This window comes from Autumnicola patrickiae, from assembly GCF_031846525.1.
GTDB lineage: Bacteria > Bacteroidota > Bacteroidia > Flavobacteriales > Flavobacteriaceae > Autumnicola > Autumnicola patrickiae.
Map to the genome: position 1 here is coordinate 71,681 of NZ_JAVRHM010000004.1, position 12,697 is coordinate 84,377.

Sequence of the window (12,697 nt, forward strand, 5' to 3'; positions counted from 1 at the left end):
CTCTTTCCAAACTGTTTTATAGTTCGACGTTCTGCGTTAGAAGTAACTATAACCAAATTTCATTATTTACTAACCAAGCGCCTGTTTTAAATCTGCTATGATATCGTCCACATGTTCAAGTCCTACTGAAACCCTTACAAGACCAGGAGTAATTCCCGCCTCAAGTTGATCTTCGGGACTTAATTTACTGTGAGTCGTGGATGCCGGATGCGTTACTATACTTCGTGTATCCCCTAAATTGGCACTTCTGGAACATAATTTCACGCTGTCAATAAATTTCCTTCCGGCTTCAATTCCTCCTTTTATTTCAAATGAAATTATATTTCCGCCGAGTTTCATTTGCTTTTTGGCAATTTCGTACTGAGGATGTGACTTAAGGAACGGATATTTGACATTTTCGGCATTAGGCTCATTTTCCAGAAATTCTGCAACTTTTAATGCGTTCTCACAATGCTTATCCAGCCTTACCGCAAGTGTCTCGAGGCTTTTTGAAAGCACCCATGCATTAAAAGGAGACAATGCCGGCCCTGTATTTCGGGAAAAAAGATAAATTTCCCTGATTAATTCAGGATTACCCACCGTAACTCCACCTAAAACACGCCCCTGCCCGTCAATTAACTTTGTAGCAGAATGGATTACCAGATCGGCACCAAATTTTATCGGGTTTTGCAAGTAAGGAGTCGCAAAGCAGTTATCAATGATCAAAATTAGGCTATGCTTTTTGGCAATTTCACCCAACCGCTCTAAATCCAAAATATCGACACCAGGATTTGTAGGAGTTTCAGCAAAAAGAATCTTTGTTTCCGGTTTTACCAGGCCTTCAATTTTGTCAACTTCATTTACATTAAAGTAGCTGTGTGAAATATTCCATTTCGGAAAATATTTTGTAAACAAACCATGTGTAGAACCAAAAACCGATCTTGCTGAAACAACATGATCACCACTATTCAGCAATGCAGCAAGCGTTGAAAATACAGCGGCCATCCCTGTTGCAAATGCATATCCTGTTTCCGCACCTTCCATTTTGGCGATTTTATCGACAAACTCTGAAGTGTTGGGATTAGTAAACCTGCTATAAATATTTCTTTCTTTTTCTTCTGAAAATGAAGCCCTCATATCTTCGGCATCCTCAAATATATAACTGGATGTTAAATATAAAGGAGTGGAATGTTCTAAGTATTGTGAACGTTCCATTTGGGTTCTTATGGCAATTGTTTCAAAGTTTTCCATTAAGCTATTTTTTCTGATAATTTTAAAATGTCTCCAAATACACCTCTTGCAGTAACGGCAGCACCGGCACCGGCGCCCTGTATTACAATGGGACGATCACCGTAAGATTCGGTATAAATTTCGAAAATCGAGTCTGCTTCCTTTACCTGACCAAGACTACTATCTGCAGGAACGGAAACCAAGCTAACTTCCAGCTCGCCTTTGTCCTGTTGTAAATCTCCGGAAAGGTCTCCAATAAATCGCAAAACATGATTTGGTTTTTGTTGATCTTTTATTTTTTGATACGTTTCGTCCAGTTTGTCTAAATTTGAAATGAAACTTTCGGCATCTCCTCCTCTTAAGTCCTCCGGAACCAGATTCTTAATTTTTACATCTTCAAATTCGTTCTGCAAATCAAGTTCCCTTGCTAAAATAAGCAGTTTCCTTCCTACATCATTTCCATTTAAATCCTCCCTGGGATCAGGTTCCGTAAAACCTTTATCTACCGTGTCTTTTACTACGCTGCTAAAAGTCCTGTCTTCTGAAGAAAATGTATTAAAAAGATAGCTCAGAGTTCCAGAAAACACACCTCTGATCCTTGTAATATTTTCTCCTGAAAGATGCAGAATCCTAATGGTGTCAATAAGCGGTAGTCCGGCTCCTACGTTAGTTTCATAGAAATAACGTTTCTGATTGTTTTCCAAATCTTCCCGCAAATCTTTATAGAACTTCATATCTAATGTGTTTGCAATTTTATTGGAGGAGATCAAATCAAATCCACTTTTGACCAATTTCGGATAGTGCTGAACAAATTCCTTGCTGGCTGTATTGTCTATCGCGATAAGATTTTCCAAATGATGCAGCCGCGCATAATCTATAACTTCTAAAACCGAAGATTCTCTTTCTGATGATTGCAACTTTTCCTTCCAATTGTCGGAAATACCTTCTGAATCTAACAGAAGCTTTCTGGAATTGGCAACTGCAAAAACATTCAATTTAATTTTTTTCCGTTCTTCAATTGAAGTTGCCGAATGCAAAATCTGATCAATTAAAGTTCCACCTACATTTCCATGTCCAAAAATAGCAATATTGATTTTTTTATAAACTTCAAAAATCTCCCCGTGAATCACATTCAGTGCTTTATGAAGCTGTGATTTTTTCACGACCAGGCTCACGTTTTTTCCGGTGACGGTGTTATTAAAGAGCAATGGAACAATCTGGTTCCTTATGAGAGCGTTATAAGGTTTGTGAAAAGTGCTTAAATCCTGTCCTACTATGGATATTACTGAAACATCATTTACAACAGAAATTTTATTAACATCCTTAGAATAAAAGTCACTTTCAAACTCTCTTTCCAGAGCCTTCACCGCGCGATTCGCATTTTGTGCGTCTACCACAAGACCAATACCCCTTTCTGAAGAGCCCTGGGAAATTATGCTGACACTTATATCGCTATCCCCAAGTGCACGGAATATTCTGGCGTCTATACCAGATTTTCCTAAAAGTCCGCGGCCTTCCAGGTTTAGCAATGAATTATTTTCAAGAACCGACAGCGACTTAATTCCTCCTTTTGTAGGTTTGGCGGTGATTAAAGTTCCCTGATTATCATGATTAAAGGTATTTAATATCCGCAGCGGAATATTCTTTTCAATTAAAGGAACAATTGTTTTAGCATGCAAAATGGTTGCTCCAAAATTGGCCAGTTCGTTAGCTTCGTTATAAGAAAGTTCCTCGATGCGCTGCGCATTGCGAACCAAATCTGGATTTGCAGTAAATATACCGTCTACGTGGGTGTAATTCTGCAATTCTTCCGCATCCAAAAAATTAGCGATAAGCGACGCGGAATAATTACTTCCGTTTTTACCTAAAGTGGTAGTCTGGCCATCTAAAGTGGAGCCTATGTAACCGGTAATGATATTTACCGTCTGCCCGCTATACTGTTCAAAATGTTTTAGAAAATGTTCTTTTGAAATCGCCTCGAGGGCCTGGGCACTGCCAAATTTGTTATCGGTTTTTAAAAGTTTACGGGAATCTGTAAAATGCGCCTTATGGCCACGTTGCTGAAGGACCGCAGCTATAAATTTGGCCGATATAATTTCTCCCTGGGCAAGCAGCTGGTCTTTCACCTTGAGACTGTAGTCGCCCAACAGGCGAACCCCTTCCAGAAGGTTTTCAACAAGTTTAAATTCTTCGGGGAAATCTAAAGCATCATAACCGCCAATCTGATATTTTTTAAACTTTTTAAAGGCATTGTTATAATCCTGATTTGAAGCAGCCATTTCCAACAAGTCTTCAAGTTGACTAGTTGTTTTTCCCCTGGCGGAAACTACCACCCCTATTCGCTCCTGTTTTTCAATTTTTTCTTCAATTATATTGAGAACCGCATTAATTCCATTTCCATTGGATAAAGATTTACCTCCAAATTTGACAATTTTCAGCTTATTCCCCTGCTGAAAAATTCCCGAAATAAATTGCTCCACTTGCTTGGCTTCTATTAAAAAAGCATCATGACCATGGACAGAATGAATTTCACTGTAAGTAACTTTGTTGCTGCTTTGTGCGAGCTGGCGATGAGTTTCCCTGTTCTCCTCCGCCGTAAAAAACAAATCTGAATCCACCCCAACAATGCAAATATTCCCTTCGATTCGTTCCAGGATTTTATCTAATTCTGGCCTGCCACGGGACACATCAATAGTTTTTAACAGCTGATTCATCAATTTATAAGCACCAATCTGAAAACGTTCCTGAAGCTTATTCCCATGATGTAGCAACCAACTTTCTACGTTAAAGACCTGCAGTTCTTCATTGGTACTACGTTTAAAACGGGTTTTGAAGGATTCGGGTGTGCGGTAACACAACATCGCGTGCATTCTGGCATCATGTACCGGGTTTTTAGAATTATTGAGAAATAATTCCTGCACCTGGCAATTGGCAATAAGCCAGTCGGTAGATTTCCAGTCGGTAGCAATAGGTATTAAATTTTGAGTGACCGAAGGATTAATCGCAGCCATTTCCCATAAAATGCCGCCTCCCAGTGAACCACCAATTAAGGCAAATAATTGTGGAATTTTCAGTTTTTCCAGACCAAGAAGGAAAATATGTGCAATATCCCGGGCAACAAAATCTTTATAATTTTCAACAATAAACCCGTCATAGCCATTCCCTGGTATGTTAAAAGCCAGGACTGTATATTTATTGGTATCAATGCATTTATCTTCACCAACAATATCTTTCCACCAACCATCATCTCCCGCTACATTAGAATTTCCAGTAAGTGCATGGTTAATCATCACAACTGGTGCAGTATTTAAAGGCTGGCCAAAGATTTCATAGGAAAGTTGAATATCCTGAATCGTCCCGCCTGAATTCTTAAAGTTTGCTATGCGAATTTTCTCAAGCATTTTTTATAATTTTTGAAAGAATGAGGGAAAAAGTAATCCTTACTCCCTCCCTTTACTTCCAACCAACAAATTGATTAACGCAATGTTTCTTACTTACTAAATTTTTGAAAAAGCCTCTTTTAAATCTGCTTTAAGATCTTCTATATCTTCCAATCCAACAGATAAGCGGATTAAATCCTGCGTTACACCCGTAGAAGCCTGTTGTTTTTCGTCTAACTGCTGATGTGTGGTACTCGCAGGATGGATAATAAGGGATTTTGTATCACCAATATTGGCCAGTAGAGAAAACAGTTTTGTTTCATCTGCTACTTTCTGTGCCGAATCGAATCCTCCTTTTACACCAAAAGTAATCAACCCACTTTGTCCTTCCGGAAGATATTTTTGTGCGAGTTTATAATATTTGCTTTCCTCCAGACCCGGATAATTTACCCATGTGACTTCTTCCTGCTGTTGCAACCATTTTGCCAGTTCCAGTGCACTTTCACTATGCTGCTTTATCCTTACTTTTAAAGTTTCCAGCCCCTGTAGGATTTGGAAAGCATTAAAAGGACTTAATGCTGCGCCGTGATCGCGTAAACCTTCGATCCTTACCTTGGCAATAAAGGCAGCTTCTTGCAAAGCCTCGTGATAAACCAGCCCATGATAACCCGGTGAAGGTTCTGTAAATTCAGGGAATTTTCCGTTGGCCCAGTTGAATTTTCCAGCGTCGATAATTACACCTCCCAGCGCAGTTCCGTTTCCGTTAATATATTTTGTTAGCGAATGAATTACAATGTCGGCTCCATGTTCGATAGGCTTTACCAAATAAGAAGTAGCCACAGTATTGTCTACGATAAAAGGCACCCCGAGCGCTTTAGCTTCCGTAGAAATAGCCTTAAGGTCTAAAACATCGAGTTTCGGATTTCCAAGGGATTCCACGAAAATTGCACGCGTGTTTTCTTTTGCCGCTTTTTTAAAATTATCAGGATTTCCAGGGTCTACAAATGTTGTATTAATGCCAAATCTTGGTAAAGTCACACTCAACAAATTGTACGTTCCGCCATAAAGACTATTGGAAGCGACAATATGATCCCCCGTTTTTAAAAGGGTAAGTATTGTTGTATTAATAGCGGCTGTTCCCGATGCTGTCACAACTCCTGCAATTCCACCATCCAGGGCAGCAAGTCGTTGTTCTAAAATATCGTTTGTAGGATTGTTGATCCGTGTATAAATATAACCCGGTTCTGCCAGCGAAAACAAATCGGCAGCATGCTTGGAGTTCTTAAAAACATAAGAGGTAGATTGATAGATAGGTACCGCTCTGGTCCCCCCGTTAGTGGTTACATCGTGTCCTGCGTGGAGTGCGTTTGTGGAAAATTTTTGTTTACTCATGATCTTTAATATTTAATTTATTTTGTTGTAAAATTTAAAAAAAAGTCCCCCAGGTTAGCTATTACCAGGGGGACTCCGAATTGAACTATATAAACTAAATTATATTTCCGAGTTTTGGCAATAGCTTTCCATGTGACACATTCGCATCACCATCACTTCAAACTTCATATTACTCTGTACCGCCTTAAATTTCATTTCCTATGTCTTTACTATTCTTCAACTTTTATCCTGCAACCATTTTGAATGTTCGCAATAAAAAAGCCGCTGCGGTTGGCAGCGGCTTTTGCAAACTATCTTTAAGTTTATGCAATAAGAGGCGCTGCGGAAGGTTTCCACATCATACACATCATTATATTGCAAATAAACTGTTTCATCATTCCATTTAATCTGCAACAAATATAACCACAGCCAATTCTATTTTCCAAATTTATTTCCCCTTTTTCAAAATTTAATAATATAAAATTCTTAAAGTGATGCTTTTTAAGCACCGTTTGGTTTATTATACCGAAGTATTCACACAAAAAGCACAGGCTCTCCAGTTCTTTTTTTTAACACAATTCCTGAAATTGATATTAAAAATTCTTAAAAAAATTGGCGAAGAAAACCCAGTAAGTACCTTTACCAAAAATTAATACTCCCGCTAAATTTCGGGATAAGAAATAAAAAAATAAAAATTATGAAAAAAATTTTATTCTTAACGACATTCTTACTTTTAGGTGTTATAGGCACTTCAAACGCACAGCTCGAGGAAGGAAACTTCATGTTGGGAGCAGATCTTGGAAGTGGTCTTGTGAATCCAGCAACTAATGGATTATTTGGTATAAATGTGGGATTAAATGATGGTGCAGGCTTTAATATTGGTCTTAGTCCTAAAGCCGGTTACATGATCAACGATAATTTCATGCTGGGAGCAATCGTAAACCTTGGTTTTTCGAAAGAAAGCCAGGATTCAGATGAAGTTTTTGTCTATGGTGCACAGGCACTGAGTAGGTTTTATGTTAGCCCCACAGATGCCGACCTTGGAGATGCCGTTCCCGCAGGACAATTTTTTCTTGAAACAAATGCTGGTCTTTCAGGAGTGAACCAATCCGGAGACGCCACAACTAACGGATTTGCTTTTGGATTTGGCCCGGGTTATTCTCTGTTCCTTAACGAAAGTATTGCCCTTGATGCAAGTGTAAAATATAACGGTCTTGTTGGTGCCGGTAGTGTGGATTACCAGAATTCTTTAGGTATAAATCTGGGAATTCAAATCTTCTTATCAAGATCTGACGCAGAGGACACAATTGAAGATTTTGATTAAAAATATTTCTTATAAAATAATCAGAGGCTTTTCCGATTCACATTGGAAGAGCCTTTTTTTTTTAGAAACAAATGTTATTGTTTCTACATCCCAATTTTTTTTTCAGGCTTCTTTCTTCACCTCAAAAAGAAGTTAAAGCAGAACAGACTTTTAATCTTATTTTTATACATTTGCTACTGATTGATTACAGGGAATGATTTGACTGATTGCAACCCTTATAAAATGCTAAAGCAGTGAAAACTCCTCTAGCTTCTGCACACACCATCTCTACTCTGTTTATCTTAAACTAAAAAAGAAAACATGGCGTATTTATTTACTTCTGAAAGTGTATCTGAAGGTCATCCCGATAAAATTGCAGATCAGATTAGTGATACTCTTTTGGATAATTTCCTTGCATTTGACGAAGAATCAAAAGTTGCTTGCGAGACTCTCGTTACAACAGGACAGGTTGTTTTAGCTGGCGAAGTGCGAAGCAATACTTATCTTGACTTACAAGATATTGCCCGCGGTGTAATTAATGATATTGGTTATACTAAAGGAGAATACAAATTTAGCGGTGATTCTTGTGGCGTTATTTCCCTTATCCATGAACAATCCCAAGATATCTACCAAGGTGTGGATAGAGGAAAAAAGGAGGAACAAGGTGCCGGGGACCAGGGAATGATGTTTGGTTATGCTACTAATGAAACCGAAAATTATATGCCGCTTGCCCTCGATATTTCTCACAAAATCCTGGTTGAACTAGCGAAATTAAGAAGAGAAGGTGAAGAAATAAAATATCTGCGACCAGATTCCAAGAGCCAGGTAACTATAGAGTATAGCGACGATAATGTCCCTCAACGCATTGAGGCTATTGTAGTTTCTACCCAGCACGATGAGTTTGATGAAGAAGACCAGAAAATGCTGGACAGGATCAATAAGGATATTAAAGAGATCCTTATTCCAAGGGTAATAAAACGCTTACCCGATTATGTCCAGAAATTATTTACAGACGATATAAAATACCACATAAATCCAACCGGAAAATTTGTTATTGGCGGACCTCATGGAGACGCAGGATTAACCGGAAGAAAAATTATAGTGGATACCTACGGAGGAAAAGGAGCTCATGGTGGCGGTGCATTTTCAGGGAAAGATCCAAGCAAAGTCGACCGGTCTGCCGCTTATGCTTCCAGACATATTGCCAAAAATCTTGTTGCAGCAGGACTTGCAGACGAGGTTCTTGTTCAGGTTTCTTATGCCATTGGTGTGGTAGAACCAACTTCAATTTTTGTAGATACTTATGGCAAATCCAATGTAGATTTGACCAATGGCCAAATTGCGAAAAAAGTAGCCGAAATTTTCGATATGAGACCTTCAGCAATAGAAAATCGCCTGAAATTGAGAAATCCTATTTACAGGGAAACCGCAGCTTATGGTCATATGGGAAAAGAACCAAGAAAGATCACCAAGATATTTAAAAGTTCATATTCGGGAGAAGTTAAAAAAGAAGTTGAACTTTTTACATGGGAGAAACTGGATTATGTAGATAAGGTAAAGGAAGCTTTTGGTTTGTAATCTTATTATACTATCAAAACAAAATAAACCCCACAATTTTTTAAAATTTGTGGGGTTTGTTAATTTATCCTGCAACCGGCCTGTAGTTTACTAATACTGAATTTCTATTCTTTCTCCTCTATTTTTTGCAGATTCATAAATAGCCATTAGAATCTTCATATCCCGCACTCCCATTTCCCCGGGAACAATGGATTTTTCGTTATTCCGGAAACTTTCTGCCTGGCCATCCATTTGCCTTACCTGCTCATAAATATTCGGAAGATCCATTTTGCCTTTGCTGGTTTGCCCTTTTTTACCTTCATATACATAAGCAGGATCAAGCCGCCACCAGCCATTTTCAGCCTGCCCCTCTAAAGTACTCTTTCCGTTTTCGTCGGCATAGCTGGTTTTACAGTCGGCAATTACACCTTCTTCAAATTCCATTTTCCAGGAAATCGACTGTTCAACTTCACGGAAATAGGCGGGATGAGTCACTTCCCCAAATTGAGCAGTTACTGCAACCGGCGGTTTCCCCATAGTATAAATAGCACCCTGAACACAATAAATACCCAGGTCCATTAACGGCCCTCCTCCTGCTCTCTCCTTATCCAATCTCCAAACATCAAGGCTGCCGCCGGTCATATCGCTGGTATTAATTGCCTCAATGCTTTGTACCTTACCAAATACCTCATTTTGTCCCAGCTCCATAACCCGCTTATTAAAAGGTTCAAAATGCAACCGGTATCCAATTGCTAACTGCACTCCATTTGCATTACAGGCATCTACCATACGTTGAGCTTCCTCTTCATTTATGGCCATTGGTTTTTCGCATATCACATGCTTTTTTGCCTTTGCCGCCCTTATGGTAAATTCTGCATGCATACTTATTGGCAGAACAACATAGACAATATCTATATCTTGATTTTCCGCTATTTTATCAAAATTCTCGTAGTTGTAAATATTCTTTTCGGGAATATCGTATTTCTTCTTCCAGGCTTCAGCTTTTGATGGGCTTCCGGTTACAATTCCAGCCAAATAACAGTTTTTGGTTTCCTGTAGCGCGGGAGCTAATTGATTTGTACTGTATCGGCCTAAGCCTACCAGCGCAATGCCAAGCTTCTTTTGTTTGCTGTTGCCTTCTCCCCATCCCATGTCTCCCGGAATAAAACCAAATAATGGAGAGCTCAGCATAGTACCTCCTACTGTTAAACCAACTCCTTTAATAAAATTCCTTCTCCCTGCCAGGTGCTTCTGTGAATTTTCCTCCATTTTATCCAAATTTTTATTTCGTCTCTAATAACTAAATAGTTGGTGTACCTCCTGTAATCTGCACCGTAGAACCTGTCATATAACTTGAGCCTTCTGAAGCCAGTAAAACATAAGCCGCGGCGAGTTCTGCAGGTTGGCCGGCACGTTTCATCGGGGTATTTTTTCCGAATTGCTTCACTTCTTCCATAGGCATTGTAGCAGGAATAAGCGGTGTCCAGATAGGCCCAGGCGCTACACAATTTACACGTATGCCCTTATCGGCCAGAAGTTGGGCAAGATTGGCAGTAAAATTTTGAATTGCTCCTTTAGTAGCTGCATAAGCCAATAAAACAGGCTTAGGCTTATAAGCATTTATTGAAGTAGTATTAATAATAGTACTTCCCGGCTTCATGTGTGGTTCTGCCGCCTTGCACAAATAGAACATCGAGTAAATGTTTGTCTTAAAAGTATAATCCCACTCCTCGCTGGAAACGTCCTGCAAAGAATCACGTGCCATTTGAAAAGCAGCATTATTTACCAGGATATCAATTTTCCCAAATTCCTCTACTGCCTTACGTACAATTTTCTCGCAATGTTCCTGTTCACTAATATCCCCTTCAACAAGAATTGCCTTTCTTCCTGCTTCCTCTACATATTTAGCGGTTTCTTCGGCATCTTCTTTTTCTTCGAGGTAAGAAATAAGCACATTTGCACCCTCGCGGGCATAAGCTATCGCCACTGCTCTACCTATACCGGAGTCGCCACCGGTAATAATGGCATTTTTGCCTTCAAGTTTTCCAGAACCTTTATAGGAATCCTCTCCATGATCAACTTGCGGCTGCATTTCTGCTTCACGGCCCGGTTCATCTTGCCTATCTGCAGGATAAGGTGGTTTTACATGTTTTTCTTGTGGATCTTTCATAATTTGAATGGTTAATAATTAGACAATACTGCCAGTCTTTCTCTTCTAATATTTCGGAAGGTTTAAATCTTCCGCATTTACAGGATAAATTTCAGAAACAGAAAAGAAGGTGACCTTCTAAAATTACCAATATCGACATAGTACGTAAAAGTCTGTCCGCTAAAACTTTCATAAAGTTTTATCAACAATCCTTTGTGGGCTTCAGCAAAAACTTTTCATTATTTCACAGGTATATTCTCAAAATATTTTGACTTTTTCTTCGGAAAGGTTTAACAACTCCACCTGTTTAATTTGTCTAATTTTAAAAAGAACCAATACCTCTACTATGTCATTCTTCGGAAAAGTAAGAAACACCATCAACCTTTTAAAACAGGTCGATCTCGACCAATTACAAAAAATAAACAACCAGATAGATCTTTCTGAAGCAATGAAAGCATTGGGCACTCTGGATGACAGACAGCTGAAGGGGTTGATGAAAATGTTAAAAACAAAGCAGCAAAAAGGAGAGCGACAACTCCCCCCTACAGATGCCGATTTCTATAATCTGGAACTTAAATTAACAGACGAGCAACGTGAACTCCAGATGAAAGTGCGCAATTTTATGGAAAAAGAAGTGCGCCCAATAGCGAATGATTACTGGAACCGGGCAAAATTTCCTTTTGAAATTATAGATAAATTTAAAGAACTGAATATTGCCGGAGTTCCTTATGAAGGATACGGATGTCCAAATTTGCCATTTTTAATGGAAGGTATTATTGCCCAGGAAATCGCGAGGGTAGACGTATCAATTTCTACTTTTTTCGGAGTACACAGCGGGCTGGCAATGGGTTCTATTTACCTGTGCGGAAGTGAGGAACAAAAGCAGGAATGGCTGCCACAAATGCAGAAACTGGAGAAGATAGGAGCGTTTGGTTTAACTGAACCCAATGTAGGATCTGGAGCTGCCGGCGGACTCGAAACTACCTGTAAATTCGATGGTGAAAACTGGGTGATCAACGGACAAAAGAAATGGATTGGAAACGCCACATTTGCTGATGTCATAATTATCTGGGCAAGAGATATTGAGAGTAACCAGGTAAAGGGTTTTTTAGTTCGTAAAGAAAATCCGGGCTTTAAAGCTGAAAAAATGGAAGATAAAATGGCGTTGAGAATTGTTCAGAATGCCCTTATCACTCTTACCGATTGTAAAGTACCGGAAAGCGACAGGCTTCAGAATGCCAATTCTTTTAAAGACACTGCAAATGTGCTAAGGATGACTCGTGCAGGAGTTGCATGGCAAGCTGTGGGCTGTGCCCGTGGAGCTTATGAAAGTGCACTGGCATACACCAAGAAAAGGGAACAATTTGGCCGGCCTATTGCTTCTTATCAGCTAATTCAGAACCACCTTGTAGAGATGCTTTCCAATCTTACGGCCATGCAAACCCTCGTTTTTAGGCTTAGCGAAATGCAGGACCAGGATATGTTAACAGATGAACATGCCTCACTGGCCAAAGTGTACTGTAGTATGCGTACAAGGGATGTGGTAAGCCGGGCCCGTGAAGTTTTAGGTGGAAATGGAATTTTACTGGAATACGATGTCGCCCGTTTTGTGGCCGACGCCGAAGCTATTTACAGCTATGAAGGAACAAAAGAAATAAACTCTCTAATTGTAGGAAGAGCCATTACAGGCTTCAGTGCATTTGTGAGCTAATACTAATAAAAAAGGAA

At 39.4% G+C, this 12,697-nt stretch carries 8 protein-coding genes; 3 read left to right on the forward strand and 5 right to left on the reverse strand.

What is annotated here, in order from left to right:
• Positions 1 to 69: 69 nt before the first annotated feature.
• From RM549_RS05025 to RM549_RS05035, 3 genes are all read right to left on the reverse strand, one after another.
• Positions 70 to 1,230, reverse strand: a complete 1,161-nt coding sequence (locus RM549_RS05025) for a trans-sulfuration enzyme family protein (protein WP_311682437.1) — start codon at positions 1,228 to 1,230, stop codon at positions 70 to 72.
• Entirely contained in the window at positions 1,230 to 4,610 is a 3,381-nt protein-coding gene (gene thrA, locus RM549_RS05030; protein ID WP_311682439.1) for a bifunctional aspartate kinase/homoserine dehydrogenase I, read from the reverse strand. Before thrA ends, RM549_RS05025 begins: the two co-directional genes overlap by 1 nt.
• A 96-nt stretch (positions 4,611 to 4,706) precedes the next feature.
• Complete coding sequence (locus RM549_RS05035) at positions 4,707 to 5,981, reverse strand: O-acetylhomoserine aminocarboxypropyltransferase/cysteine synthase family protein (protein ID WP_311682442.1); 1,275 nt, start codon at positions 5,979 to 5,981, stop codon at positions 4,707 to 4,709.
• Positions 5,982 to 6,657: 676 nt separating this feature from the next.
• On the opposite strand from RM549_RS05035, the gene RM549_RS05040 reads away from it, so the two are divergent.
• Positions 6,658 to 7,284, forward strand: coding sequence for a hypothetical protein (locus tag RM549_RS05040; RefSeq protein WP_311682446.1), 627 nt, complete (start codon positions 6,658 to 6,660; stop codon positions 7,282 to 7,284).
• A gap of 300 nt (positions 7,285 to 7,584) precedes the next feature.
• Positions 7,585 to 8,841: a methionine adenosyltransferase gene (gene metK, locus RM549_RS05045; RefSeq protein WP_311682448.1), complete on the forward strand. Its 1,257-nt coding sequence runs from the start codon at positions 7,585 to 7,587 to the stop codon at positions 8,839 to 8,841.
• A 90-nt stretch (positions 8,842 to 8,931) separates the two neighbouring features.
• Here the strand turns inward: metK and RM549_RS05050 are convergent, their stop codons facing one another.
• Both RM549_RS05050 and RM549_RS05055 read right to left on the reverse strand, forming a co-directional pair.
• Positions 8,932 to 10,089, reverse strand: coding sequence for a Gfo/Idh/MocA family protein (locus tag RM549_RS05050; protein WP_311682450.1), 1,158 nt, complete (start codon positions 10,087 to 10,089; stop codon positions 8,932 to 8,934).
• Between the two features lie 31 nt (positions 10,090 to 10,120).
• Entirely contained in the window at positions 10,121 to 10,990 is an 870-nt protein-coding gene (locus RM549_RS05055; protein WP_311682452.1) for an SDR family oxidoreductase, read from the reverse strand.
• A gap of 325 nt (positions 10,991 to 11,315) precedes the next feature.
• Between RM549_RS05055 and RM549_RS05060 the strand changes: the two genes are divergently transcribed.
• On the forward strand, positions 11,316 to 12,680 hold the full coding sequence (locus RM549_RS05060) for an acyl-CoA dehydrogenase family protein (RefSeq protein ID WP_311682454.1): 1,365 nt from the start codon (positions 11,316 to 11,318) through the stop codon (positions 12,678 to 12,680).
• Positions 12,681 to 12,697: the final 17 nt, after the last annotated feature.

Bases quoted from the DNA above. Each gene is read 5' to 3' on its own strand.
- RM549_RS05025 (WP_311682437.1), bottom strand. From the start codon at position 1,230: ATGGAAAACTTTGAAACAATTGCCATAAGAACCCAAATGGAACGTTCA.
- thrA (WP_311682439.1), bottom strand. From the start codon at position 4,610: ATGCTTGAGAAAATTCGCATAGCAAACTTTAAGAATTCAGGCGGGACG.
- RM549_RS05035 (WP_311682442.1), bottom strand. From the start codon at position 5,981: ATGAGTAAACAAAAATTTTCCACAAACGCACTCCACGCAGGACACGAT.
- RM549_RS05040 (WP_311682446.1), top strand. From the start codon at position 6,658: ATGAAAAAAATTTTATTCTTAACGACATTCTTACTTTTAGGTGTTATA.
- metK (WP_311682448.1), top strand. From the start codon at position 7,585: ATGGCGTATTTATTTACTTCTGAAAGTGTATCTGAAGGTCATCCCGAT.
- RM549_RS05050 (WP_311682450.1), bottom strand. From the start codon at position 10,089: ATGGAGGAAAATTCACAGAAGCACCTGGCAGGGAGAAGGAATTTTATT.
- RM549_RS05055 (WP_311682452.1), bottom strand. From the start codon at position 10,990: ATGAAAGATCCACAAGAAAAACATGTAAAACCACCTTATCCTGCAGAT.
- RM549_RS05060 (WP_311682454.1), top strand. From the start codon at position 11,316: ATGTCATTCTTCGGAAAAGTAAGAAACACCATCAACCTTTTAAAACAG.